Genomic DNA, 24,630 nt, shown 5'->3' on the forward strand with positions numbered 1-24,630 from the left:
ACGCGCGCGGCGCATGCCGCGGCGTGGCAGTGACCGGATGGCCCGCCTGCGCGGGCCATTCTGCATTCTGTGTTGTATGACCCCACATGGAGCGACGTAATGACCGCCTCAACGGATCGCGAGCGAGCACTCGAGCAGGACGTGTTCGACGAATGGCCGCCCGCATTGCGAGCGGCGTTCGATGGAACATCGCTGGAGACGAAGATCGGCTTCACCGCATCGCTCATCACCCGCGATGCGAACGGTCATCTGCGCACGTCGCTGCTCGGCGTCGGCGAGTTGTACGCGCCGGACTCGCGCACGCTGTGTCTCGCGCTGTGGCCGCATTCGCGTGCTGCCCGCGCGCTCTCTGGAGGCGGCCGCGCGGCGCTGACCTTCGTCTTCGACGATGCGTTCTATCAGGTGCAACTCGATATCGAACCGCTGCCCGGGACGGGCGGCGACCTGGCGTGCTTCACGGGGTCAATCGATACGGGCGAAGCGCAGCGCGTGCGTTATGCGCGCCTCACCGGCGGCATTACGTTCGATCTGGAAGGGGAGCGCGAGACGGTGCTCGACCGATGGAAGCAACAGATCGAGCACCTGAAAAAAACGGCCGGAGCAAGCCCCGGCCGTTAGTTCGCTGATGCGAGCGATGGAACCTGCAGTCTAGCGACCGCGCTGTCCACCGTTACGCGCAGGATGCGATCCGCGCGGCGCGCCGCCGCCCAGCAGGGCGCCGGCATTGCCGCCCGCCTGCTGCGGCTTGCGCGGCGCGTGCTGTCCGTTCGCACTGCCGTTGCCACCCTCGTGCGACGCGGCGCGCGGCTTGTCGTGATGACGCGTGGTTTCGTGACGCGGATTGTCCTTGCGCACCTGGGCCGGACCGTTGCTCACGGGCTTGCCGCCCTGGGCATGCGCCTGCTGTGGCTTTTGCTGCGCACCGCCACGCGGGTTCTGGCGCGACTGCGCCGGCTTTGACGAAGACGCACCGTCACGCTTCGGCGCGCCGCCTTGCGGTTGCCGCGGCTGACGGCCGCCACCGCCGCCACCTTGCCCGCGGCGCAGGATCGGCTCCGGCTTTGCCGTCGGATCCGGCTCGAAGCCCGCGATCACTTCCTGCGGTACCGGACGCTTGATCAGCTTCTCGATGTCCTTCAGCAGCTGCAGCTCGTCGACGCACACGAGCGAGATCGCCTCGCCCGTCGCGCCCGCGCGACCCGTACGGCCTATGCGGTGAACGTAGTCTTCCGGCACGTTCGGCAGATCGAAGTTGACGACGTGCGGCAACTGGTCGATGTCGATCCCGCGCGCGGCGATATCGGTCGCGACGAGCACCTGCAGCGTCGCATCCTTGAACTCGGCGAGCGCACGGGTGCGCGCCGACTGGCTCTTGTTGCCGTGAATGGCGAGCGCGCTGATGCCATCCTTCGTCAGCTGTTCGGCGAGGCGGTTCGCGCCGTGCTTCGTGCGCGTGAACACCAGCACCTGGAACCAGTTGTGTTGCCGGATCAGGTGCGTGAGCAGTTCGCGCTTCTTGTCGCGATCGACCGGGTGGATCTTTTGCGCGACCAGTTCGGCCGTCGTATTGCGGCGCGCGACTTCGATCAGCGCCGGCGAGTCGAGCAGATTGTCGGCGAGGGTCTTGATCTCGTCGGAGAACGTCGCGGAGAACAGCAGATTCTGGCGCTTCGCCGGCAGCTTCGCGAGCACGCGTTTGATGTCGTGGATGAAGCCCATGTCGAGCATGCGGTCGGCTTCGTCGAGCACGAGAATATCGAGCTGCGACAGATCGATCGTCTTTTGCTGCATGTGGTCGAGCAGACGGCCCGGCGTCGCCACGACGATATCGACGCCGCGTCGCAGCGCATCGATCTGCGGATTGATGCCGACGCCGCCGAACATCACGGTCGACTTCAGCTTCAGGTATTTGCCGTACTGGCGCACGCTTTCTTCGACCTGCGCGGCGAGTTCGCGCGTCGGCGTGAGAATCAGCGCGCGCACCGCGCGCTTGCCGCTTGCGTTGTTGACCGGTTGCATCGTCGTCAGACGTTGCAGGATCGGCAGGGTGAAGCCGGCAGTTTTGCCGGTGCCGGTCTGGGCGCCGGCAAGAAGATCGCCGCCATTCAGCACGGCAGGTATCGCCTGCGTCTGGATCGGCGTCGGGGAGGTGTAGCCCAGTTCGTGTACAGCGCGGACCAGCGGTTCGGACAAGCCGAGGGAATCAAAAGACATAGAAACTCTTTGTAAATGCAGATGTGGCGACCCGCTCGTTCGCAGCCGGAAAAGGCGCGATGAAAGCGGAAGCAAAGACCGGGGCGTGAGCCGGGGCCTGAAGCTGATCGCCGGGAAATCGGCGGTACGCTCGCTGGCGTACCGGATGCATCAACGCGCTATCAAGACACGTCGACTGGCGTTAAGTTGCATTTCGCCGCCGTGGAATGTCATGCGACGTAGCGCGCGACACTGACGAATTGGCACAGACTGCCGGCCAGCACGAACAGGTGCCAGATGCCATGTCCATGCCGGATGCGCTCGTCGTTGATGAAGAAGTAGATGCCGGCGCTGTAGATGAGACCGCCGGCCACGAGCCATGCGGTGCCTGCTGGCGGCAATGCTTCCACCAGCGGACGAATGGCAACGAGCGCGAGCCACCCCATCAATACATACAGCACCATCGAAACGCTGCGGGTGCGTCGCCCGAGCGTCAGTTCCTGCGTGATACCGAGGGCTGCGAGCCCCCAGCTCACACCGAACAGCGACCAGCCCCACGGACCACGCAGCGTAACCAGCGTGAACGGCGTGTAACTGCCGGCGATCAGCAGATAGATCGCCGAATGGTCGCATTTTTGCAGGATCGCCTTCAGACGCGGATGGCGAACACTGTGGTAAAGCGTGGAGATAGCATACAGCACGAACAGCATTGCACCGTAGACGGCGAAACTGACGACCTTGTACGCATCGCCATCGAGCGCGCCCATCGTGACGAGCGTCGCCAGCCCCGCCACCGACAGCACGGCGCCGACGAGGTGGGTAATGCTGTTGAATCGCTCACCGAAATGCACGGCACTCTCCTGCCTGCCCTCATGCGCTTCATGCTACACGCGCGACGGCAACTGAACCTCAAAACCAGAACCCGGCAAAAACAAAGGGCGCAGCCCGCGAAAACCGCTGGCCGCGCCCCGGATGCATCCGGCGTCGCTTAATCGAGCGGCGCCGAACGCAGATCGCTGACCTGTTGCGGCGACACCGGCTGGCCGTGGTTGCCCCACGACATACGGATGTACGTCACCACTGCAGCCACTTCCTGATTCGACAGCGACTGGGCAAACGGCGGCATGCCATACGGCTTCGGATTGCCACCCGTGCTCGGCGGATAACCGCCGTTCAGCACCATGCGGATCGGGTTCACAGCCGACGGCATCTGGATCGACTGGTTGTTCGCGAGCGGCGGGAAGTTAGGCGGCTGGCCGAGACCATTCGCTTCGTGACACTTCGCGCAGTTGTCAGTGTAGATCTTCTGACCTTGCTTCAGCAGTTCGCCGCCGAACTGTTCCGACGTTTCGAGCTGCAGACCTTCCGGCGCTTCCTTCTTCTGCGGAATGGTCTTCAGGTACGTCGACATCGCGTGGATGTCGTCGTCCGACATGTACTGCAGGCTGTTGTGAACCACTTCAGCCATCGGACCGAACACCGCGCCACGGTTCGACACACCGGTCTTCAGCAGATCGGCGATGTCCTTCGTGTCCCAGTCGCCGAGGCCGGCTTCCTTGTTCGACGTCAGCGAAGGCGCATACCAGTTCTGCAGCGGGATCAGACCGCCAGCAAACGCCGCCGAGCTCACCGGACCGCCCATCGCGTTGATCGACGTGTGGCACATGCCGCAGTGGCCAAGGCCTTCGATCAGGTACGCGCCGCGGTTCCATTCGACCGACTTGGTCGGATCGGCCTTGTACTCGCCTTCACGGAAGAACAGCGTGCGCCAGCCAATCAGCATGTTGCGCTGGTTGAACGGGAACCGGAGTTCGTGCGGACGGCTCGGCACGTTCACCGGCGTGACCGAACGCAGATACGCGTAGATCGCGTCCGAATCGGCGCGCGTGACCTTCGTGTAGCTCGTGAACGGGAAGCCCGGATACAGCAGGCTGCCGTCCTTCGAACGGCCCGTGTGCATCGCGCGGTAGAAGTCGTCCTGGGTCCACTTGCCGATGCCGTACTGGTCGTCCGGCGTGATGTTCGGCGTGAACATCGTGCCGAACGGCGTGGCCATCGGCAGGCCGCCGGCGAACGTCTTGCCGCCGCGCACCGTGTGGCACGCGATACAGTCGCCGGCGCGGGCGAGATACTCGCCCTTCTTGATCAGTTCGGCCTGGTCGGCGGGCGTTGCCGCAACGGCTGAACCGTTATGCAGGTTGTCGCCGCCGGTCCACAGGACCGGAACAAGCGCGGCGGCTGCTGCGACGACAACAGCCGAAAGTGCGAAAAGGGACTTGCGTTTCATTTGAATATCTCTCCCGGTGCCTTATTGCGGTTCGCTGCCGCAGGCAAGCGGAGTCTTCATCGAACGGGCAGGAGCCGGCACGGGGTTATGCGGAGCCGGCTGCGTGGAAAGCCATGCCGCGACGGCGTTCACGTCTTCATCGGTAAGGCGCGTGGCGATCGTGTGCATGCAATCGGGGTCGACCGCGTGGCGCGTACCCGAGCGCCATGAGCCGAGCTGTGCGCTGATGTAGTCGGCATGCAGGCCGACGAGGCCCGGAATGGCCGGTTCCATGCCCGTCAGGGCCTTGCCGTGACAGGCCACGCACGCGGGAATCTGCTTCGAGACATCGCCGTGCAGCACGATCTGCTCGCCGCGCGAGAGCGTCGTGGCCGAAACGGTCGGCTTCGCAGGCGGCGGATAGGGCGGACGCTGTTGCGAGAAGTACGTCGCGATCTGATGGAGATAGTCGTCCGAGAGATACGTGACGAGGTAGTTCATCGGCGGGTACTTGCGACGGCCTTCGCGGAAATTCTGCAGCTGGTTGAACAGATAGTCAGCCGGCTTGCCCGCGAGGCGCGGGAAGTAGTCGTTATCGGTACCCTGACCATGGGAGCCGTGGCACGCAGTACAACCCTGCACGCGTGACTCCATCGTGTCCGGGGCTTTGGGCTGGGTCTGCGCATTCGCTGCGCTGAAGACGCCTGCACTGCCGATCAACAGAACGGCGAGCAATGGGCGGAAAATGCGTCTTGAAGACACGCGTAACTCCATCAAAATCAGGGGACCTGACCGAACTTCGAGCGGCTCGGTGTGGAAGCCAGCCGGCGCTGCGGCGACGCAGCATTCTATCATCGATGACTGATGGTGACTATTTGACTCATTGACGTGAGTTCCGGCCTTGCGCATCGATGCGACAGTTTGCCGCAGAATGTGCGCCACCTGCATCGAAGGGGCCGGCGAGACGTTTGAAACCATCGCGCGTCGAGGGCATCGAAGCGTACACTCGCGGGTCTTGCCGGCGTCGCTGCTCCGTGTCCGGTCTGCTTTCGCGTTCACTCCGTTTTTCCTGGTTTTTCCCGTTTTTTTCTGTTCATCTCCTCATTTCATTCATGAAGCCAACTGATTTTGTCTGCCTGCTGCTGCCGGATTCCGTGATCGAAAACCCGTCTTTGACGCATGAAGCGGCGCCGGGCGCGCGTTGCCGCGTGGACAGCACAGGCGCCGCGCGATGAGCGTCAATGGACTGTGGATCGGGCAGGTCGCGATGGCCTCGCTGATGAACATTGCTTTTGCGTTTGCCGTCGGGTCGGCGCTCCTCGCGGCGTGGCTCGCGAAGGACGGTGGCCAGACTATCGCGCCCGCGCGTCCGGCGTTGCTGTGCGCGCAACGCGCGCTGGTGACGGGGGCCGTCGTGCTGGTGCTCGCCGATCTCGGCTGGCTTGTGTATGAAAGTGCGACGATGAGCGGCGTCGGTTTGCCCGAGGCGTTCGGCGTCGTGCCCTCCGTACTCACGCAGACGCACGTCGGCTTTGCCTGGAGTCTCGCGTTCGGCGGCGCGCTTGTGCTGCTGCTGACGTCGGTGGCCAGCCATGAGGGGGTGTTGCGCAACGCGCTGCTGTGGCTTGCGGTGATCGCCGTCGCGGCAGGCAAGGCGGCGCTCGGCCACGCGGCGGATGCCGGCATTGCGTCGGCGGCAATCGGCATGCATACGCTGCATGTGCTCGTCACGAGCGTGTGGGGCGGTCTCGCGCTGTCCGCGGGGCTGACCGTGCTACCGGCGCTGGATACGTCGACCGCGCGCGGCGTGCTGATCCGCACGGCGGGCCAGGTGTCCAGCGTGTCGCTCGTCGCGGTCGTGTTCGTGCTGCTGACGGGCGCGTTCAACGCGGCGCGCGGTTCGGGCGGCTCGTTCGAAGCCATCGACACCAGCACGTGGGGCCATGTGCTGATCCTCAAGCTGGCGCTGGTCGCGCTCGCGCTCGTGCTGGGCGGACTCAACCGCTTTTCGGCGCTGCCGCGCCTGCGGCGCAGCGCGTCGACCGTGGATGCGCACACGTTCAACAACGTGATGTATCTGGAAGCGCTCGCGATGCTGGGCGTGTTCGTCGCGGCGGCCGTGCTGTCGCACAGCATTCCTGCCTTCGCCGCGATGGGCTGATCCGGACTGTTCTCTACTGGTTGAACGATCGCCGCCGGTCAGCCGGCGACGAACACGCAAGAACATGGTTACCCGGCAGGAAGCAGGCGGTGGTGTGCATGACGCACGATGGTCGTATTCACTGCGCCCATTGCGTGTCGAAAGCGAGCCTATTCGTAGCCCAGCTTGTGTCCGACGATCGGCGCGAAGAACAGCGCGATCGCCGCGCCCGCCACCTTGCCTTCGAGTTCGGCGAACGCCGCGCGTGTGCCGTACGCGTGTATCAGCAGATCGAATAGTTGCGGCACGCAGTAAAGCGCCGCTGCAGCGATGAAACATCGTTCGACGATCGGGATGCGCCAGCCGCGATCACATGCAACCGCCGCAAAGATGATCCGCGATACCGCGAATACCACCAGCGCGCCCACGGCAGCCTGTTCGCGGATCAGATAGTCAGGAAGATACTCACCCATGTCTGCCTCTGGTTCATGTCGTTTTCAACCAGTTCAGCAAGGAGTGGGCCAGAGCTCAGACAGAACCCGGCGCGTCGCGCGCAACGCGTGATGCAGCAATGCTTCAGCCCTGGCGAGAGCAACGCGGACGTCGACGCGTCCGGCCGGTTTCCATCGTTTTTGAGCTTGAACGTTACGTTACTGAAACGCCGCCGGATCGACGTCACGTAACACGTCGATGCGCGGCTTCGTCATAGAGGCGCGACGCAAACAGAAACGCCGCCCACAAAGGCGGCGTCCGTCACGCAGTCACGCTTGTGCGTTTCCCGTGCTTACCACTCGGCGACGCTGCCGTCTGCGTGGCGCCACACCGGATTGCGCCAGCGATGTCCGACCTTCGCCATCTCACGAACCTTTTCTTCGTTGACTTCGATACCGAGACCCGGGCCCTGCGGAATCGACACGAAGCCGTCTTCGTATTTGAAGACTTCCGGGTTCTTGATGTAGTCGAGCAGGTCGTTGCCCTGGTTGTAGTGAATGCCGAGGCTCTGTTCCTGGATGAACGCGTTGTAGCTCACCGCGTCGATCTGCAGGCACGTGGCGAGCGCGATCGGGCCAAGCGGGCAGTGCAGCGCGATGGCGACGTCGTACGCTTCGGCCATCGTCGCGATCTTGCGGCACTCGGTAATGCCGCCCGCGTGCGACGCGTCCGGCTGCAGGATGTCGACGAAACCGTTCGCGAGGATGTGCTTGAAGTCCCAGCGCGAATACAGACGCTCGCCCAGCGCGATCGGCGTGTTCGTCTGGTTGACGATATCGCGCAACGCTTCGGCATTTTCCGACAGCACTGGTTCCTCGATGAACATGAGTTTGTACGGATCGAGTTCCTTCGCCAGCACCTTCGCCATCGGCTTGTGTACGCGGCCGTGGAAGTCGACGCCGATGCCGATGTTCGGACCCACCGCTTCACGCACGGCGGCGACGTTGTCGATCACACCCTGCACCTTGTCGAAGGTGTCGATGATCTGCAGCTCTTCCGAGCCGTTCATCTTGATCGACTTGAAGCCGCGTTCGACGACGGCACGCGCGTTGTTCGCGACGTCGCTCGGGCGGTCGCCGCCGATCCACGAATACACCTTGATGCGATCGCGCACCTGGCCGCCGAGCAGCGCATGCACCGGCACGCCGTGATGCTTGCCCTTGATGTCCCACAGCGCCTGGTCGACGCCGGCGATCGCGCTCATCGTGATCGGGCCGCCGCGGTAGAAGCCCGCGCGGTACATCACCTGCCAGTGATCTTCGATCAGGAGCGGATCCTTGCCGATCAGGTAGTCCGACAGCTCATCGACGGCTGCCGCGACCGTGTGCGCGCGGCCTTCGACAACCGGCTCGCCCCAGCCGACGATGCCTTCGTCCGTCGTGATCTTCAGGAAGCACCAGCGCGGCGGGACGATGAAGGTTTCGAGTTTGGTGATTTTCATGCTGGGACTCTCCTGACTGCCGCTGCGGGCCAGATCGTGGGACGGTGGAACCGTGAAATCATGGATACGGGGACCCCATCCTACAACAAAATCGCCGTTAAGTAGTATTAATAGTACTATTGGTGTGGGCATCGACTGCTGTGCATGGCTTGAATCGTTCGCTCACGTTCCCGGTCTGATGCCGGATAATCCGGGACGTTCCAGTGAGTTACCCGTCGCGCAGCGATGGCAAAAGAAAGCGGAGAAACGTTATTCAGCATGATCTGCACGGGCGCGTCGCCCACCTGCTCGCGACCGCCATCCTGCGCGGCGACTATGCGCCCGAATCTATCCTGCCGCGCGAAGCGGAGCTGATGGAGGCGTTCGGTGTTAGCCGGACGGTGTTGCGCGAGGCGCTGCGCACGCTGACGTCGAAAGGCCTGATCGAGTCGCGTCCGCGGGTGGGCACGCGTGTGCGTCCGAAAAGCGCGTGGAATCTGCTCGATGCCGACGTGCTCGACTGGTACTCGCGCGTCGCCCCGCCGATGGCGTTCGCGCTCAAGCTGCAGGAAATGCGCGAGATGATCGAGCCATATGCGGCGGCGCTTGCCGCGTCGTCGTGGAGCGACGGGACGTTTGCCGCGCTCGATGCCGCGCATGCTTCGATGGTGGCGGCGCGCAACGTCGACGAATGGGTGCGGGCCGATCTTCAGTTTCATCTGAACGTGCTGACGGCGTGCAGCAACGAGTTGCTGATTCCGCTCGGCACGCTGATCGAGCGCACGCTCGAGGCGCAACTGCAACTGAACGCGCGGCGGGCGGACGTGTTCAACGCGTCGCTCGCGGAGCACACGGCGGTCTTCGAGGCGATCCGCGATCGCGACGCCGAGGCCGCCCGTCAGGCGATGGCGAGCCTGCTCGGCGTGACGCGCCGGCGCATCGAAGGGTGAACGTGCGCGGGTGGCGTGCTAAGGTCTGAGGCCCGGATTGTGCTGCTGAAGTAACGCTGGTGCTGGCGTGAATGCTGGCAACTGGCTGCGGAGGCGTTCAGTCAACCGAGCAGAGGAGGGTCGTTCATGTCAGTCAGTTTCGTCGCGCGCAGGCTCGCGCTTGCCCTGGCGTTTCTGCCTGCGATGGCCTCGCTGGCCGTGCAGGCGGAGCCTGTTCCCGAGAGCCAGTGGCAGCCCAGCCAGGCAACCTTGTTCACGCTCGTGCAGGACGGTTACCGGATCGTATCGGTGATCGACGAGCGGCATGGCGAGGCGAATTCGACGCAGACGTTTTATCTGCAGCGGGAACAGGGCGCGTTCAAGTGTATCGAGCAGCACCAGATCGAGCAGAAGACGCGCATGCCGGAGGCGCAGTTTGCGTGCTTTGAGCTGGTGCAGCCGTTTTCGACGCTGAAGGGGAAGTAGCGTTGCGTTGGGCTGAGCGCGCTGGAAACAAAAAAGCCGCTGCTTCGTGAGAAGCAGCGGCTTTTTTTACAACTGGTGGCGAATCAGGGACTCGAACCCCGGACCTGCGGATTATGATTCCGTCGCTCTAACCAACTGAGCTAATTCGCCGAAAGAAGCGAGATTATGCGGATGGCGGCAGGGGCTGTCAACCCCCGCGCGCCATATTTGTGGCCGCTCATCCAGCGGCGCCCTCCTCGAGCGGGCGCCGCAGCCGCACCGTCAGTCGTCGGCGTAGATGTTCGAGTCCTTGGTCTCCTTCACGAACAGCATGCCGATCACGAACGTCGCCAGCGCGATCACGATCGGATACCAGAGCCCCGAATAGATGTTGCCCTTCGCCGCGACGATCGCGAAGGCGGTCGCCGGCAGGAAGCCGCCGAACCAGCCATTGCCGATGTGATACGGCAGCGACATCGACGTATAGCGGATCCGCGTCGGGAACATTTCCACCAGCATCGCCGCGATCGGCCCGTACACCATCGTCACGTAGATCACGAGGATCGTCAGGATCACGACCGTCATCGGCCAGTTGATCTGCGACGGATCGGCCTTCGGCGGGTAGCCGGCCGTCTTCAGCGCGTCGCCGAGCGTCTTGTCGAACGTCTTGCCCTGATCCTTCGCGTCCGCAGCCTTGCCGTCATACGTGTTGATGACGGTGTCGCCCACCTTGATCTCGGCCAGCGTGCCCGTCGGAGCAGCCACGTTGTCGTAGTTCAGGCCGGCCTTCGACAGCGCGCTCTTCGCGATATCGCACGAGCTCGTGAACTTCGCCGTGCCGACCGGGTTGAACTGGAACGAGCATTCGTCCGGGTTCGCGATTACGACGATCGGCGACTTCTGCTGCGCGGCTTCGAGCGCCGGGTTCGCGTAGTGCGTGAGCGCGTGGAACAGCGGGAAGTACGTGAGCGCCGCGATCAGGCAGCCGGCCATGATGATCGGCTTGCGGCCGATCTTGTCCGACAGCGAGCCGAAGAACAGGAAGAACGGTGTGCCGATCAGGAGCGCCAGCGCGATCAGGATGTTGGCGCTCGTGCCGTCCACCTTCAGCGTCTGCGTGAGGAAGAACAGCGTGTAGAACTGGCCCGTGTACCAGACCACCGCCTGACCCGCCGTCAGGCCGACCAGCGCGAGGATCACGATCTTCAGGTTCTTCCATTGACCGAACGCTTCGGTCAGCGGCGCCTTCGACGTCTTGCCCTCGGCCTTGATGCGCTCGAACGCCGGCGATTCGTGCAGTTGCAGACGGATCCACACCGAGATCGCGAGCAGCAGGATCGACGCGATGAACGGAATGCGCCAGCCCCATACGCCGAACGCGTCTTCGCCCATCGACGTACGCACGCCGAGAATCACCAGCAGCGACAGGAAGAGGCCGAGCGTGGCCGTCGTCTGGATCCACGCGGTGTAGTAACCGCGACGGTTAGCCGGCGCATGTTCGGCGACGTAGGTCGCCGCGCCGCCGTACTCGCCGCCGAGCGCGAGGCCCTGCAGCAGGCGCATCGCAATGAAGATCACCGGAGACGCAAAGCCAATGGCCGCGTAACCCGGCAGGAAGCCGACGACGAACGTCGACAGACCCATGATCACGATCGTGATGAGGAACGTGTACTTGCGGCCCACCATGTCGCCGAGCCGGCCGAACACGATCGCGCCGAACGGACGCACCGCGAAGCCGGCCGCAAAACCGAGCAGCGTGAAGATGAACCCCGCAGTCGGGTTGACGCCGGAAAAGAAGCTCTTGCTGATGTAAGCAGCCAGCGAGCCGGCCAGGTAGAAGTCGTACCATTCGAAAACGGTGCCGAGCGACGAAGCGAAGATCACCCGCTTCTCGTCGCGTGTCATCGGCGCGTGCGAGATTTGCCCGCCAACGGTTGCCATATGTCGTCTCCAATATTGATATAAGCGTGCGGACCCGCCGGCAAGGCGAACCCGTGAGCCGATTATTGGAGCGAAAACTTACTGCCTACTGACGCTTGTCCCGTAAATAAGAGCACTGTATCGAGGCTTCAATGTCTTCTTACGTCTGTTAATGTGAAGCCAAAATCGTCAAATGTGGTGTCAATCTAACGGATGAGCGGGGCATGGTGCCTGCGGGAAAACCGTCAGTTAGGGTAAGTCCCGGGCGCGTTCCAGCAGTCTCAGGCTGACACGCACGAGCGTCCCGGCGAGCCGCGGCGTGGTTTGATAGACGTTGTCCCCGATGGTCAGCGTGCCGCCATGCATCGTCGCGATCTCGCGGACGATGGCGAGACCGAGGCCGCTGCCATCTCCATCGCGGCCGAGAATCCGGTAGAAGCGCTCGATCACCCGGTCGCGCTCGGCGGCCGGAATGCCGATGCCCGTGTCTTCCACTTCGAGATGCACGCGTCCCGCCGCGGGTTCGGGTTTGACGCGCACGGTGACGCGTCCGCCTTCGGGTGTGTAGCGGATCGCGTTGTCGATCAGGTTCGACAGCATTTCGCGCAGCATCACGAGGTTGCCGTCCACCTCGATGCGCCCGCCGTCGGGTCCGTCGATATCGTCGGGGCCTTCGTAGCCGAGATCCATCTGGCGGGCGAGGGCGGCCTGAACCCAGTCGCGCACGGCGTTGCGCGCCACTTCCGTGATTTCGACCGGAGTGAAGATCTGCCCGGACATGCGGTTTTCGGCGCGCGCGAGCGCGAGCAACTGCGTGACGAGCCGCGCGGCGTGCTCCGAACTGGTCGCGATCTGTTCGAGCGAACGATGCACTTCCGCCGACGCGTCCTGCCGCAGCGCCAGTTCCGCCTGCGTGCGCAGGCCGGCGAGCGGCGTCTTCATCTGATGCGCGGCGTCGGCGATAAAGCGCTTTTGCAGCTCCATGTTCTGTTCGAGGCGGGTCAGAAGGTCGTTGAACGACGTCACGAGCGGCTCGATTTCCGGCGGCGCGCGCCGGGCTTCGAGCGGCGACAGGTCGTCTGGACGGCGCGCGCGGATGTTCGACTGCAGCGCGTGCAGCGGCGCGAGCCCGCGCGAAAGCCCGAACCACACCAGCAGGATCGCGAGCGGCAGGATCACGAACTGCGGCAGGATCACGCCTTTGATGATGTCGTTGGCAAGCTGGCTGCGCTTGTCGAGCGTTTCGGCCACCTGCAGCAACACCGGCTGCGCACCGGGCATCTGCGGAAACTCGACGGTCGTGTACGCGACACGGATGTCGTTGCCGCGCAATACGTCGTCGCGAAACGCGACGATGCCCGCTTGCGGCCGGTCTTCCTCGTGCGGCAGCGGCATGTCGCGGTCGCCGCCGACCAGTTCGCCGCGCGTGCCGAGCACCTGATAGAACACGCTGTCGATGTTGTCCGCGCGCAGGAAGTCGCGGGTCGAAGCGGGCAGCGACAGTTCCGCGACACCGTTCACCGGATGAATCTGCCGCGCGAGCACGTAGGCATCGGTTTCGAGCGCGCGGTCGAACGGACCGTTCGCGATGGATTTGGCGACGAGGTAGGTGACCGCCAGGCTCATCGGCCACAGCAGCAGCAGCGGCGCCAGCATCCAGTCGAGAATTTCGCCGAAGAGCGAACGCGGACGCGCCGCGGCAGCGGCCTCGCTTTCGTCGGGTGGGGCGAAGGGGTTGGCGTAGCGGGCGTCGCGGGCTTCGTCGTCGAGACTCGCGGCGGATGAATCGGGCGAGCCCGGCGGCACGGCCTGCGCGGTTCGTGCGCGCGGCGCCGGCGCTTCGGCGTGACGCACGGCGGCGTGCTCGTGGCGAGCGGGCATGCGGGTCCTACTTGAAGTAGTGGCTCGCGGGCATCGCGCCCGGAGCGGGCACGGCGGTTGCGGCGGCTGTTGCTGGCGGTGTCGCCGGTGTTGCAGCGGTTTCGCCGGCTGCCGGCGCTGGCGCTGGTGCGGCCTTTTCGAGGCAGTAGCCGAGTCCGCGCACGGTGATGATGCGCACGCCGCTCGGCTCGATCTTCTTGCGCAGCCGGTGAACGTAGACCTCGATGGCGTTGTTGCTGACTTCCTCGCCCCATTCGCACAGGTGATCGACGAGCTGTTCCTTCGACACCAGCCGGCCGATCCGTTGCAGCAGCACTTCCAGCAGCCCGAGCTCGCGCGCCGACAGCTCCACGACCTGCTCGTGTACGTATGCGATCCGTCCAACCTGGTCGAACGACAGCGCGCCATGTTTCACGACGGTCGGCCCGCCGCCCGCGCCGCGCCGCGTGAGCGCCCGCACACGCGCTTCGAGCTCGTTCAGGGCGAAGGGCTTGGCCATATAGTCGTCGGCACCGAGATCGAGGCCCTTCACGCGGTCATCGACGCTGTCCGCGGCCGTGAGAATCAGCACCGGCATGTTCGAATTGCGCGCCCGCAGACGCCGCAGCACCTCGAGCCCGGACATGCGCGGCAGGCCGAGATCGAGAATCAGCAGGTCGAATGTCTGCATCGAAAGCGCGGTATCGGCCTCGACGCCGTTCTTCACGTGATCGACGGCATAGGCCGACTGGCGGAGTGATCGGACGAGACCGTCCGCGAGTATGCTGTCATCTTCGGCAATGAGAATTCGCATGAGGCGTTGAGGCTCTGGCATTGCCCGCGTCGTGGTGTCGCCCGGCGCGCGGCGGTCTCCGAAACAATCGTGGTGGTTGGGCCTGGCGTTGCGCATCGAAAATCGAAATGAATGTGCAACGTGCTTGCCAAAACCACTGTTTTTTTATACAGTGTCTGCGTTTAGCGCGCCGTCCGCGAAAAGGGACCTCAACCCGCGGACCGCAACCCTGCGTCAGACGCCGTTCATCATAGCAAAGGACGATTCATGGAAGAAAGCAAGAAAGGCCCGGCTGGACTGACTGCTGAAAAGAGCAAGGCGCTGGCTGCCGCGCTCGCGCAGATCGAAAAGCAGTTCGGCAAGGGGTCGGTCATGCGGCTCGGCGCGGGCGAGGTTGCCGAAGATATCCAGGTGGTCTCCACCGGATCGCTCGGCCTCGATATCGCATTGGGCGTCGGTGGTCTGCCGCGTGGTCGCGTCGTCGAAATCTACGGTCCGGAATCGTCGGGTAAAACCACGCTGACGCTCCAGGTCGTAGCCGAAATGCAGAAGCTCGGCGGCACGGCAGCGTTTATCGACGCGGAACACGCGCTCGATATCCAGTACGCGTCCAAGCTCGGCGTGAACGTGTCCGACCTGCTGGTTTCGCAGCCGGACACGGGCGAACAGGCGCTCGAAATCGCCGATGCGCTGGTGCGCTCGGGCTCGATCGACATGATCGTGATCGACTCGGTCGCGGCACTCGTGCCGAAGGCTGAAATCGAAGGTGAAATGGGCGACTCGCTGCCGGGTCTGCAGGCACGTCTGATGTCCCAGGCACTGCGCAAGCTCACCGGTACGATCAAGCGTACGAACTGTCTCGTGATCTTCATCAACCAGATCCGGATGAAGATCGGCGTGATGTTCGGCAACCCGGAAACCACCACGGGCGGCAACGCGCTCAAGTTCTACGCGTCGGTGCGTCTCGACATCCGTCGTATCGGCTCGATCAAGAAGAACGACGAGGTGATCGGCAACGAAACGCGCGTGAAGGTCGTCAAGAACAAGGTGGCGCCGCCGTTCCGCGAGGCGATCTTCGACATTCTTTACGGCGAAGGCATTTCGCGTCAGGGCGAAGTCATCGATCTCGGCGTGCAGGCAAAGATCGTCGACAAGGCCGGCGCATGGTACAGCTACAGCGGCGAGCGCATTGGTCAGGGCAAGGACAACGCACGCGAATTCCTGCGTGAAAATCCGGACATCGCGCGTGAAATCGAAAACCGCATTCGCGAATCGCTTGGCGTGAACGCGATGGCAGACGTCGCCGTGGTCAGCGCCGAAATCGCGGGCGAAGACGAGTAATCGTCGCGTGATACGCAAGGGCCGGCCTGCACCGCAGTCTGATTCGCGGCCTGAATCACGGTCTGTTCGACGTGCAAGGCAAGATGCTGACGGCCCGCATGACGACGACTCGTTCGATCCGTTCGAGTCGTTCGATGCACATGATCACGCGGCGACAGGGCGTCGTTCGTCGGGTGCGGCTACAACTGCGTCGGGATTGCGATCGGCATTGGCATCGGCGGCGTCCACTGGCGCTACCGTTTCGTCCAGAGCGGCCCCGGTTTCAACTGGGGCTTCAACCCCTGCTTCAAATTCCACCCACACCTTCGCTCCAGACTTCACGTCCGAAAGCGATCAGGCACCCGCGGAACCCACTTACTCGCGTTCGCGTCGCGCGCCCGGCGATCCACCGCCCGCAGGCAAGGACCGCTCCGCCAACGCCAAACGCCCCGCGCGCTCGCTGAAAGGGCGCGCGCTCGGCTATCTGTCGCGTCGCGAATACAGCCGCGCTGAACTCGCCCGCAAGCTCGCTCCGTTCGTAGAAGAAAACGACAACGTCGACGCGCTGCTCGGTATTCTGGAAACCGAAGGCTGGCTCTCCGATTCGCGCTTCGCTGAAAGCCTGATCCACCGCCGCTCATCGCGTATGGGCGCAAGCCGCATCGTCAATGAACTGAAGCAGCACGCGGTCGGCCAGACGTTGATCGAGGAAGCGAGCGCGCAGTTGCGCGAAACCGAGCTTGCCCGCGCACAAGGCGTCTGGCGCAAGAAATTCGGCCATATCCCTGAAACCCCCGCCGAGCGCGCGAAACAGGCACGTTTCCTGGCCGCGCGCGGATTTTCGGGCGCAACGATCAGCAAAATCCTGAAAGGGATGGACGAAGACTGGGCCGAAGGCGGCGAGTAGCCCGCAAATCGTGTTTCAGTTCGCCATGCGTTGCCGGGCGGGGTTGCTGTGGGTTGCCTTATCCGGATAGTGTCAAATACCCAGTATGCTAAAATTCGCTGGTTTCCCAATCCGGCCTTACCTCTCGCATGCCGCTTTCCCCGCCAGTCTCCCGTCAGTTGCGCCATCGCCGCGCAATATGCGCGGAAGCCTATGAGCGCGAGGACGGGCTGTGGGACATCGAGGCGCGCCTCACCGACGAAAAGCCACGCGATGTCGCGCTTGCGTCGGGCGTCCGGCCCAACGGTCTGCCGATCCATGAACTCTGGCTCCGCATTACGATCGATCGCAAGCTCAACGTCGTCGACGCCGAAGCGTCGTCCGACTGGGTGCCCTATCCGGGCATCTGCCAGACCGCCACTCCCGCCTATCGGGCCCTCATCGGGCTCAACCTGTTCAACAACTTCCGTCGCGATGCCAACCGTTTGCTGGGTGGTACCGCTGGCTGCACGCATCTCACCGAGTTGTGCGCGGTCATGCCCACGGCCGCCATCCAGGCGTTCGCCGGCGATGTCTGGAACACGAACAGCGGCGCGCCCGGCGAGAAAGCAGAGGCCGATCCGGCCAGCGGCGCCAGCGGACATGCATCCGTCGATGAGCGGGCCAACCGGCCGGCAAGGGAATCAACCGACAAACCGCCTTTCCAGCTCGGTCGCTGCCATGCGCTGCGATTCGACGGTGAAGCGGTGCAGCAGTTTTATCCGCGCTGGTACGGCCGCGCGCCGCGAGCAGAGGAGCGCGCGGAAAGTGCGGAAAGTGCAGCCGACGGACAAGCCGCGTGAGCGGCGCGTCGTTGAACAGCGATAAAAGCGGAAACGAAGTTCAATCCAACTCTCAGACTGAAGGGAATCACGCATGAAGATTCACGAGTACCAGGGTAAGGAAATCCTGCGGAAATTCGGCGTCGCGGTACCGCGCGGCAAGCCGGTCTTCTCGGTGGATGATGCGGTCAAGGCCGCGGAAGAGCTCGGTGGCCCGGTTTGGGTCGTGAAGGCTCAGATCCACGCGGGTGGCCGTGGTAAGGGCGGCGGCGTGAAGGTTGCCAAGACGCTGGAACAGGTTCGCGAATACTCGAACCAGATCCTCGGCATGCAGCTCGTCACGCACCAGACCGGCCCGGAAGGCCAGAAGGTGAATCGTCTGCTGATCGAAGAAGGCGCTGACATCAAGAAGGAACTGTATGTCGGCCTCGTGATCGATCGCGTTACGCAGAAGATCGTCGTGATGGCATCGAGCGAAGGCGGCATGGACGTCGAGGAAGTCGCGGAAAAGACGCCTGAACTGATCCACAAGATCGCCGTCGACCCGTCGACCGGTCTGAAAGACGCCGAAGCCGACGAGCTCGCCACGAAGATCGGCGTGCCCGCCGCTTCGCTGCCGCAAGCGCGCGCGATCCTGCAGGGCCTCTACAAGGCGTTCTGGGAAACCGACGCATCGCTCGCCGAAATCAACCCGCTGATCCTGACCGGCGACGGCAAGGTCATCGCGCTTGATGCGAAATTCAACTTCGATTCGAACGCACTGTTCCGTCACCCGGAAATCGTCGCGTATCGCGATCTGGACGAAGAAGATCCGGCTGAAGTCGAAGCGTCGAAGTTCGACCTCGCGTACATCTCGCTCGACGGCAACATCGGCTGTCTCGTGAACGGTGCCGGTCTGGCCATGGCAACCATGGACACGATCAAGCTGTTCGGCGGCGAACCGGCGAACTTCCTCGACGTGGGCGGTGGCGCCACGACCGAGAAGGTCACGGAAGCCTTCAAGATCATGCTGAAGAACCCGAACCTGACGGCGATTCTCGTGAACATCTTCGGCGGCATCATGCGTTGCGACGTGATCGCCGAAGGCGTGATCGCGGCTTCGAAGGCCGTCTCGCTGAAGGTGCCGCTCGTGGTCCGCATGAAGGGCACGAACGAAGACCTCGGCAAGAAGATGCTCGCTGAATCCGGCCTGCCGATCATCGCGGCGGACAGCATGGAAGAAGCTGCGCAGAAGGTCGTCGCGGCCGCTCAGGGCAAGGCGTAAGCCAGCCCGGCGCTCATCACGGATTACGAATGGCGGCGCGCAGGCAGCGCGGGCGAAGAACATCCTGCCCACGCGCTTGCGACGCCAGACGAACAGAGGTCAATACATGTCGATTCTGATCAACAAAGACACCAAGGTCATCACGCAGGGCATTACCGGCAAGACCGGTCAGTTCCACACGCGCGCCTGCCGTGAATACGCGAACGGCCGCGAAGCGTACGTCGCGGGCGTGAACCCGAAGCGCGCCGGCGAAGATTTCGAAGGCATTCCGATCTACGCAAGCGTCGCTGAAGCCAAGGCTGAAACGGGCGCGACCGTGTCGGTCATCTACGTTCCGCCGGCAGGCGCTGCCGCTGCGATCTGGGAAGCCGTCGAGGCTGACCTGGATCTCGCGATCTGTATCACGGAAGGCATTCCCGTCCGTGACATGATCGAGCTCAAGGCACGCATGCGCGCAAAGAACAGCAAGACGCTGCTGCTCGGACCGAACTGCCCGGGCACGATCACGCCGGACGAACTGAAGATCGGCATCATGCCGGGCCACATCCACCGCAAGGGCCGTATCGGCGTCGTGTCGCGTTCGGGCACGCTGACGTATGAAGCCGTTGGCCAGCTGACGGCGATCGGTCTCGGCCAGTCGTCGGCAGTCGGTATCGGCGGCGACCCGATCAACGGTCTGAAGCACATCGACGTGATGAAGATGTTCAACGACGATCCGGACACGGACGCCGTCATCATGATCGGCGAGATCGGCGGTCCGGACGAAGCGAACGCTGCTGAGTGGATCAAGGGCAACATGAAGAAGCCGGTGGTTGGCTTCATCGCGGGCGTCACGGCGCCTCCGGGCAAGCGCATGGGCCACGCCGGCGCGCTGATCTCGGGCGGTGCGGACACGGCTGAAGCGAAGCTGGAAATCATGGAAGCCTGCGGCATCAAGGTCACGAAGAACCCGTCGGAAATGGCGCGTCTTCTGAAGGCGATGCTGTAATCGAATGACGACGACGGCCCCGGCCGTCTCGAAATTTTGATACTCTTACGAAACCCTTTCGTGAGAGCGAAGTCCTAAAGCGAGGGAGCGTTTGCTTCCCTCGCTTTTTTATTTGCCTTCGCGCCTTTCGTTTTCGCTGGTTTTTCGTTTCACGTCCTTCTACCTTACCTGCCATGCTCGAGTTCTTCGCCACGCTCCACTGGGGCGCCGTTGTCCAGATCATCGTGATCGACATCCTGCTGGGTGGCGACAACGCGGTCGTGATCGCGCTCGCCTGCCGCAACCTGCCGGCCGAGCAGCGCACGCGTGGCGTGTTGTGGGGCACGGCCGGCGCGATCGTGCTGCGCGTCGCGCTGATTGCGTTTGCGGTCGCACTGCTCGACGTGCCGCTGCTGAAGTTCGCGGGCGGCCTGCTGTTGCTGTGGATTGGCGTGCGGCTCATGGCGCCGGCGCACGACATGCACGCGAACGTCAAGCCGGCCGACAAGCTGATTGCCGCGATCAAGACCATCATCGTCGCCGACGCCGTGATGAGCCTCGACAACGTCATCGCGATTGCCGGCGCCGCCGAAGCCGCCGATCCGCAGCATCGCATTGCGCTCGTGATCTTCGGCCTGCTCGTCAGCATTCCGCTGATCGTGTGGGGCAGCCAGCTGGTGCTGAAGCTGCTCGACCGATTCCCGATCGTGATCACGCTGGGCGCGGCGCTCCTCGGCTGGATCGCGGGCGGCCTCATCATCAACGATCCTGCCGGCGACCGCTGGCCCGTGCTCGACATGCCGGCCGCCGAGTACGGCATGAGCATCGCGTGCGCGCTGTTCGTCGTGATCGTCGGCTACGCGCTCAAGCGCCGCAACGCGCGTCGCGAGGCCGCGCAGGCGCCGCCCGGCGCACATTGAACCCGGAACATTAGCCATCCGGCTGACTGTCTGACGCTTTTGCCACTGGTTACGATCGAAGCGCCTGCCTCAATACGTGAAGCAGGCGTTTTTCGTTTCGGGAGCCTGCTGATGATTGTGTCTGTACCTTGTTCCGTATCGCCTTCCTTGTCTCCATCTTCATCGATGGCCCGCCGCGTTCGCACGGGCGCCATGCGGTGTTTCACACGCTGGCCTGTCGAGCTTGCCCATGTGTGCGGCCAGTACGCCCGCTGGGGGCACGCGGGCTTCACGCTCATCGAACTGATGATCGTGCTGGCGATTGTCGGTGTCATCGCCGCGTATGCGATCCCTGCGTATCAGGACTATCTGGCGCGCGGCCGGGTGGGCGAAGGCCTGTCGCTGGCTTCGTCGGCGCGTCTGTCGGTTGCCGAGAACGCGGCAAGCGGCAGTGCGCTGGGCGGCGGATACGCGTCGCCGCCGGCCACGCGCAACGTCGAGTCGATTCACGTCGACGACGACAACGGCCAGATCACGGTCGCCTTCACGACGCGCGTCGCGCCTGCGGGATCGAACACGATCGTGCTCGTGCCGTCGGTGCCGGATAACCCCGAAACGCCCACAGCAAGAGTCGGCCTGGTCAAGGGGACGTCGCAGCCTGGCGCGCTCACGTGGGAATGCTTCGCGGGCGGCAAGAACGGTTCGTCGCTGCCCGCGCCGGGATCGGGTCCGGCGCCGGCAGATGCGGCGACGCTGCCGGCGAACCTCGCACCGCCGGAGTGCCGCGCCTGATGACGAAGGGAAAGACGTACGCGACCACAAATGAAGGGCGCATGCGTACATCCCTGTAATCTGGCGTTATTTAGGTCAGCCGGCGCACAGGCCATTGATTTTTTTGTATAGTGCGCCGGTTGCTGACGCCACCGGTTACTCATGCCCACCCCATTCGCGCGCTATCTGTCTTTCGTCCTGCTGGCTCTTGCGTTGACCTTGCCGTATGCCGTGGTCAATCACACATATCCGATTCCGACGTTCTATGCCGAGTTCACCGCGCTCTCGCTGTATCTGCTGACGGGCGCCGCCGTCGTGCTGCTGGTCAGCAGCGCGCGGCCGCGTGTTGCGTTCGCGTCGCCGGTTGTCGCGCTCGTGCCGCTTGCGTTCGGTCTCGTGCTGGTGCTGCAGTCGTTCGTGCTGCCTGTCGCGCAACCGTCGATGAACTGGCTCGGTGCCGGGTTCCTGCTGGCCGCGTTCATGGCGACCCACGCGGGCTACGGTTTCACGCGCGCGAACCTGAGCGAGACGACGCTGCGCTGGATGGCTGCGGCGCTGATCGTCGGCGGACTGTTCGCGGTGTTCTGCCAGGTCGTGCAACTGTTTCATCTGGAGGCGAAGGTCACGCCGCTCGTGGTGGCGTACAACATCACGATCGATCGCCGTCCGTTTGGCAACATGGCGCAGGCCAATCACCTCGCGACATACATCGCGTTCGCGATGGCCGGTGCGCTGTATCTGGTGCAGACGCGGCGTCTGAATCTCGTGCTGTGGGCCGTCGTGTCGACGATTTTCAGCGCCGGGCTCGCGTTGACTGTATCGCGCGGGCCGTGGCTGCAGATGGGTGTGATCGTCGTGGCCGGGTTCTGGATGGCGTTTGCCGGACGACGCAGCGAGCCGCTGGACCGCAAGACAGGCAAGCGCAGCGACCGCTCGTGGCTGATCCCGCTGGCGCTGGCGACGCTCTTCGTCGTCGTCAATGCGGCGATTCGCTGGGCGAACGTGCGTTATCACCTCGATCTCGCGCAGTCGGCGGCTGAACGGATGAAGGACGCCGGTCAGATCGCACCGCGTCTCGCGCTGTGGAAGTACGGCTGGACGATGTTCAGGATGCATCCGCTGATGGGCGTCGGCTGGGGCGAGTTTCCACGCTATCAGTTCGATCTGGCGAAGACGCTCGGCGGCGTGGAAATCGCCAACAACTCGCACGATATTTTTATCGACCTGCTCGCGAAGACAGGGCTGCTCGGTGCCGCGATCGTCGTCATCGGTCTCGTGAGCTGGCTGATCCGCGTCGTGCGCGCGCCGCATACGGCGGCGCGCATTTTCGGGCTGGCGATGATCGGTGTGCTGGTGATGCACGCGCTCGTCGAGTATCCGCAGCAATACATGTTTTTCCTGCTGCCGGCGATGTTCGTCTTCGGCCTGCTTGAAACGAAGCCGCTGCGTCTCGTGCCGCAGGGCGCGGCATTGGGTGTCTATGCGCTGGTGGTTTTCATTGGACTGGCGTCGCTCTATCCGGTGTATCGCGACTACGCGCGCGCCGAGGTGTTGTACTACGGCAAACATCCCGCCGAGGAATATCGGGCCGATCCGTCGTTCCTGTTTCAGGCGTGGGGCGAATATGGCATGGCAACGTTGTTGCCGATGAACGGGCAGGATCTGCCGCACAAGCTGGCGATGCACAAGCAGGCGCTCGCGTTGTTGCCGGGCGAGACGGTGCTGCGTCGTTATGCCGTGCTGCAGGCGCTGAATGGCGACACCAACGCCGCGTTCGACACCGTCGAGCGTCTGAAAATCTTCGCACAGGAGTTGAAGGACTGGCCGTCGCAACTCGGCTATCTGTATGACCTTTGCGACGAGCAGAAGACGCTTTCCGGCTTCAAGGCCGAGCTCGTGAAGAAGTACGGCACGCCGCCCACGGACATCAATCAGGACGATGGATCCGACGACGAGTGATGTCGTTAATACATTGACCGGGCGCACGCGTGCAACGCGTGTGCGTCCGTGAAACGTCTTTCAACTTACTGCAGCAAACCTATACTTTCCGTTACCGAGCGAGCGCCGCGAAAGTGGACCGTAGCGGAGCCGTTCAATTTCCCCGCGCCATGCCCGTTTCATTTTTAACCTGGACGGGAGACCAGTCATGCAGATCGATCAGGACAAGCTGCAGAATTTCATGGGGCGGATGGTGGGCGAATTCGGCGCGGTTGCTTCAGCGCCGCTGATCCTGCTGGGTGACCGGCTGGGTCTCTACAAGGCGATGGCGGGGCAGGGTCCGATGACCGCCGCGCAGGTCGCCGAGGCCGCACAGGTCAACGAGCGCTACGTGCGTGAATGGCTGTTGGCCCAGGCGGCCGCCGGCTTTCTTCGTTACGACGCTGCCGCGGATGCCTTCGAACTCGAAGACGAAGAGGCGCTGTGTTTCGCCGATGAGACGAGCCCGGTGTTCGTGCCGGGTTTCTTCCAGGTCGCCGAATCGATGTTTCGCGACGTCCATAAGCTCGAAGGCGCGTTTCGCACCGGGCTTGGGCTCGGCTGGCACCAGCACGATCATTCGCTCTTTCGCGGCACCGAGCGGTTTTTCCGACCTGGCTACGCGGCGAATCTCTGCAGCGCGTGGATACCGGCGCTCGACGGCGTCGAGGCGAAGCTGAAGGCGGGCGGCGCGAAAGTCGCGGATGTCGGCTGCGGGCACGGCGCGTCGACGGTGCTGATGGCGCAGGCGTATCCCAATACGACGTTTGTCGGCTTCGACTATCACGAGCCGTCGATTCAGCGTGCGCGTCAGCTTGCGGGGGAAACCGGCGTGCGCGATCGCGTCACGTTCGAAGTCGGCTCTGCGAAGGAATTCCCGGGCAACGACTACGATCTCGTCGCGTTCTTCGACTGCCTGCACGACATGGGCGATCCGGTGGGCGCGGCCGCGCACGTGCGGCAGTCGCTGAAGCCGGGCGGCACATGGATGATCGTCGAACCGTTCGCCAACGACAACGCCGCCGACAACATGAATCCCGTCGGACGCATTTTCTATTCGGCATCGACGATGATCTGCACGCCGGCGTCGTTTGCGCAGGAAGGGCAGATGGGGCTCGGCGCGCAGGCCGGTGAAGCGAGGCTGCGCGACGTGGTGACGAAGGGCGGCTTCACGCAGTTCCGTCGCGCGACGGAGACGCCGTTCAATCTCGTGCTCGAGGCGCGGGCGTGAAGGTGTTATGCCTGTG

General features: G+C 63.6%; 23 protein-coding genes and 1 tRNA gene. 14 read left to right on the forward strand and 10 right to left on the reverse strand.

Translation table 11 applies throughout. The features are described from left to right. Nucleotides 1–99: 99 nt before the first annotated feature. Entirely contained in the window at nucleotides 100–618 is a 519-nt protein-coding gene (locus BLV45_RS01695) for a hypothetical protein (RefSeq protein WP_090528053.1), read from the forward strand. A 30-nt stretch (nucleotides 619–648) separates the two neighbouring features. On the opposite strand, the gene BLV45_RS01700 is transcribed toward BLV45_RS01695, so the two are convergent. The 4 genes from BLV45_RS01700 to BLV45_RS01715 form a co-directional block, all read right to left on the reverse strand. After that, a complete protein-coding gene (locus tag BLV45_RS01700) occupies nucleotides 649–2,214 on the reverse strand; it encodes a DEAD/DEAH box helicase (protein WP_090528056.1) in 1,566 nt (521 codons plus the stop codon). 209 nt (nucleotides 2,215–2,423) lie between these two features. Beyond that, complete coding sequence (gene trhA, locus BLV45_RS01705) at nucleotides 2,424–3,044, reverse strand: PAQR family membrane homeostasis protein TrhA (protein WP_090528059.1); 621 nt, start codon at nucleotides 3,042–3,044, stop codon at nucleotides 2,424–2,426. A gap of 137 nt (nucleotides 3,045–3,181) precedes the next feature. Next, entirely contained in the window at nucleotides 3,182–4,480 is a 1,299-nt protein-coding gene (locus BLV45_RS01710; RefSeq protein ID WP_090528062.1) for a c-type cytochrome, read from the reverse strand. Nucleotides 4,481–4,501: 21 nt separating this feature from the next. Further along, nucleotides 4,502–5,233: a c-type cytochrome gene (locus tag BLV45_RS01715; RefSeq protein ID WP_090528064.1), complete on the reverse strand. Its 732-nt coding sequence runs from the start codon at nucleotides 5,231–5,233 to the stop codon at nucleotides 4,502–4,504. A 260-nt stretch (nucleotides 5,234–5,493) separates the two neighbouring features. On the opposite strand from BLV45_RS01715, the gene BLV45_RS01720 reads away from it, so the two are divergent. Next, a complete protein-coding gene (locus BLV45_RS01720) occupies nucleotides 5,494–5,694 on the forward strand; it encodes a hypothetical protein (RefSeq protein WP_090528067.1) in 201 nt (66 codons plus the stop codon). Continuing rightward, nucleotides 5,691–6,620, forward strand: a complete 930-nt coding sequence (locus tag BLV45_RS01725) for a CopD family protein (RefSeq protein WP_090528070.1) — start codon at nucleotides 5,691–5,693, stop codon at nucleotides 6,618–6,620. The genes BLV45_RS01720 and BLV45_RS01725 overlap by 4 nt, the downstream gene beginning before the upstream one ends. 149 nt (nucleotides 6,621–6,769) lie before the next feature. On the opposite strand, the gene BLV45_RS01730 is transcribed toward BLV45_RS01725, so the two are convergent. Together BLV45_RS01730 and dgoD are read right to left on the reverse strand one after the other, a co-directional pair. Next, nucleotides 6,770–7,072 carry a hypothetical protein gene (locus BLV45_RS01730; protein ID WP_090528073.1) on the reverse strand — a complete coding sequence of 101 codons (303 nt, stop codon included), beginning with the start codon at nucleotides 7,070–7,072 and terminating at the stop codon, nucleotides 6,770–6,772. Between the two features lie 311 nt (nucleotides 7,073–7,383). Beyond that, nucleotides 7,384–8,532, reverse strand: coding sequence for a galactonate dehydratase (gene dgoD, locus BLV45_RS01735; protein ID WP_090528075.1), 1,149 nt, complete (start codon nucleotides 8,530–8,532; stop codon nucleotides 7,384–7,386). 203 nt (nucleotides 8,533–8,735) lie between these two features. On the opposite strand from dgoD, the gene BLV45_RS01740 reads away from it, so the two are divergent. Both BLV45_RS01740 and BLV45_RS01745 read left to right on the forward strand, forming a co-directional pair. Beyond that, nucleotides 8,736–9,461: a FadR/GntR family transcriptional regulator gene (locus BLV45_RS01740; protein ID WP_245753094.1), complete on the forward strand. Its 726-nt coding sequence runs from the start codon at nucleotides 8,736–8,738 to the stop codon at nucleotides 9,459–9,461. A 126-nt stretch (nucleotides 9,462–9,587) separates the two neighbouring features. Further along, nucleotides 9,588–9,926, forward strand: coding sequence for a hypothetical protein (locus BLV45_RS01745; protein WP_090528079.1), 339 nt, complete (start codon nucleotides 9,588–9,590; stop codon nucleotides 9,924–9,926). A gap of 73 nt (nucleotides 9,927–9,999) precedes the next feature. On the opposite strand, the gene BLV45_RS01750 is transcribed toward BLV45_RS01745, so the two are convergent. The 4 genes from BLV45_RS01750 to BLV45_RS01765 form a co-directional block, all read right to left on the reverse strand. Then, a tRNA-Met gene (locus BLV45_RS01750) sits at nucleotides 10,000–10,076 on the reverse strand. A 111-nt stretch (nucleotides 10,077–10,187) separates the two neighbouring features. Beyond that, nucleotides 10,188–11,846, reverse strand: a complete 1,659-nt coding sequence (locus tag BLV45_RS01755) for an MFS transporter (protein WP_090528082.1) — start codon at nucleotides 11,844–11,846, stop codon at nucleotides 10,188–10,190. 228 nt (nucleotides 11,847–12,074) lie between these two features. After that, nucleotides 12,075–13,706, reverse strand: a complete 1,632-nt coding sequence (locus BLV45_RS01760; protein WP_245753095.1) for a sensor histidine kinase — start codon at nucleotides 13,704–13,706, stop codon at nucleotides 12,075–12,077. A gap of 7 nt (nucleotides 13,707–13,713) precedes the next feature. Further along, the gene (locus BLV45_RS01765; protein ID WP_090528085.1) at nucleotides 13,714–14,499 is read right to left on the reverse strand and encodes a response regulator transcription factor; all 786 of its coding nucleotides are present in this window, start codon (nucleotides 14,497–14,499) and stop codon (nucleotides 13,714–13,716) included. 246 nt (nucleotides 14,500–14,745) lie between these two features. On the opposite strand from BLV45_RS01765, the gene recA reads away from it, so the two are divergent. The 9 genes from recA (at nucleotide 14,746) to BLV45_RS01810 (ending at nucleotide 24,614) form a co-directional block, all read left to right on the forward strand. Then, entirely contained in the window at nucleotides 14,746–15,819 is a 1,074-nt protein-coding gene (gene recA / locus BLV45_RS01770) for a recombinase RecA (RefSeq protein ID WP_090528089.1), read from the forward strand. Nucleotides 15,820–15,826: 7 nt separating this feature from the next. Then, entirely contained in the window at nucleotides 15,827–16,705 is an 879-nt protein-coding gene (recX, locus tag BLV45_RS01775; RefSeq protein ID WP_090528092.1) for a recombination regulator RecX, read from the forward strand. Nucleotides 16,706–16,833: 128 nt separating this feature from the next. Next, on the forward strand, nucleotides 16,834–17,526 hold the full coding sequence (locus tag BLV45_RS01780) for a DUF2889 domain-containing protein (RefSeq protein WP_090528095.1): 693 nt from the start codon (nucleotides 16,834–16,836) through the stop codon (nucleotides 17,524–17,526). Nucleotides 17,527–17,599: 73 nt separating this feature from the next. Further along, nucleotides 17,600–18,769 (forward strand): ADP-forming succinate--CoA ligase subunit beta, encoded by a 1,170-nt coding sequence (sucC, locus tag BLV45_RS01785; RefSeq protein ID WP_090528099.1) that lies wholly within the window; start codon nucleotides 17,600–17,602, stop codon nucleotides 18,767–18,769. 106 nt (nucleotides 18,770–18,875) lie between these two features. Beyond that, nucleotides 18,876–19,757, forward strand: a complete 882-nt coding sequence (gene sucD, locus BLV45_RS01790) for a succinate--CoA ligase subunit alpha (RefSeq protein ID WP_090528102.1) — start codon at nucleotides 18,876–18,878, stop codon at nucleotides 19,755–19,757. Nucleotides 19,758–19,930: 173 nt separating this feature from the next. After that, nucleotides 19,931–20,656, forward strand: coding sequence for a TerC family protein (locus BLV45_RS01795; protein WP_090528105.1), 726 nt, complete (start codon nucleotides 19,931–19,933; stop codon nucleotides 20,654–20,656). A 192-nt stretch (nucleotides 20,657–20,848) separates the two neighbouring features. Beyond that, nucleotides 20,849–21,427, forward strand: a complete 579-nt coding sequence (locus BLV45_RS01800) for a pilin (protein ID WP_090528108.1) — start codon at nucleotides 20,849–20,851, stop codon at nucleotides 21,425–21,427. 141 nt (nucleotides 21,428–21,568) lie between these two features. Continuing rightward, nucleotides 21,569–23,365 carry a PglL family O-oligosaccharyltransferase gene (locus tag BLV45_RS01805; protein WP_090528110.1) on the forward strand — a complete coding sequence of 599 codons (1,797 nt, stop codon included), beginning with the start codon at nucleotides 21,569–21,571 and terminating at the stop codon, nucleotides 23,363–23,365. Nucleotides 23,366–23,552: 187 nt separating this feature from the next. Beyond that, nucleotides 23,553–24,614: a class I SAM-dependent methyltransferase gene (locus tag BLV45_RS01810; RefSeq protein WP_090528113.1), complete on the forward strand. Its 1,062-nt coding sequence runs from the start codon at nucleotides 23,553–23,555 to the stop codon at nucleotides 24,612–24,614. The last annotated feature ends 16 nt before the right edge of the window (nucleotides 24,615–24,630 follow it).

This window comes from Paraburkholderia sartisoli, assembly GCF_900107685.1.
GTDB lineage: Bacteria > Pseudomonadota > Gammaproteobacteria > Burkholderiales > Burkholderiaceae > Paraburkholderia > Paraburkholderia sartisoli.

Coding starts and splice junctions, on each gene's coding strand:
- BLV45_RS01810 (WP_090528113.1), top strand. CDS start 23,553: ATGCAGATCGATCAGGACAAGCTGCAGAATTTCATGGGGCGGATGGTG.
- sucC (WP_090528099.1), top strand. CDS start 17,600: ATGAAGATTCACGAGTACCAGGGTAAGGAAATCCTGCGGAAATTCGGC.
- BLV45_RS01700 (WP_090528056.1), bottom strand. CDS start 2,214: ATGTCTTTTGATTCCCTCGGCTTGTCCGAACCGCTGGTCCGCGCTGTA.
- BLV45_RS01755 (WP_090528082.1), bottom strand. CDS start 11,846: ATGGCAACCGTTGGCGGGCAAATCTCGCACGCGCCGATGACACGCGAC.
- BLV45_RS01765 (WP_090528085.1), bottom strand. CDS start 14,499: ATGCGAATTCTCATTGCCGAAGATGACAGCATACTCGCGGACGGTCTC.
- BLV45_RS01695 (WP_090528053.1), top strand. CDS start 100: ATGACCGCCTCAACGGATCGCGAGCGAGCACTCGAGCAGGACGTGTTC.
- BLV45_RS01780 (WP_090528095.1), top strand. CDS start 16,834: ATGCCGCTTTCCCCGCCAGTCTCCCGTCAGTTGCGCCATCGCCGCGCA.
- BLV45_RS01760 (WP_245753095.1), bottom strand. CDS start 13,706: ATGCCCGCTCGCCACGAGCACGCCGCCGTGCGTCACGCCGAAGCGCCG.
- BLV45_RS01730 (WP_090528073.1), bottom strand. CDS start 7,072: ATGGGTGAGTATCTTCCTGACTATCTGATCCGCGAACAGGCTGCCGTG.
- sucD (WP_090528102.1), top strand. CDS start 18,876: ATGTCGATTCTGATCAACAAAGACACCAAGGTCATCACGCAGGGCATT.
- BLV45_RS01800 (WP_090528108.1), top strand. CDS start 20,849: ATGCGGTGTTTCACACGCTGGCCTGTCGAGCTTGCCCATGTGTGCGGC.
- dgoD (WP_090528075.1), bottom strand. CDS start 8,532: ATGAAAATCACCAAACTCGAAACCTTCATCGTCCCGCCGCGCTGGTGC.
- BLV45_RS01710 (WP_090528062.1), bottom strand. CDS start 4,480: ATGAAACGCAAGTCCCTTTTCGCACTTTCGGCTGTTGTCGTCGCAGCA.
- BLV45_RS01805 (WP_090528110.1), top strand. CDS start 21,569: ATGCCCACCCCATTCGCGCGCTATCTGTCTTTCGTCCTGCTGGCTCTT.
- BLV45_RS01745 (WP_090528079.1), top strand. CDS start 9,588: ATGTCAGTCAGTTTCGTCGCGCGCAGGCTCGCGCTTGCCCTGGCGTTT.
- BLV45_RS01795 (WP_090528105.1), top strand. CDS start 19,931: ATGCTCGAGTTCTTCGCCACGCTCCACTGGGGCGCCGTTGTCCAGATC.
- BLV45_RS01715 (WP_090528064.1), bottom strand. CDS start 5,233: ATGGAGTTACGCGTGTCTTCAAGACGCATTTTCCGCCCATTGCTCGCC.
- BLV45_RS01725 (WP_090528070.1), top strand. CDS start 5,691: ATGAGCGTCAATGGACTGTGGATCGGGCAGGTCGCGATGGCCTCGCTG.
- recA (WP_090528089.1), top strand. CDS start 14,746: ATGGAAGAAAGCAAGAAAGGCCCGGCTGGACTGACTGCTGAAAAGAGC.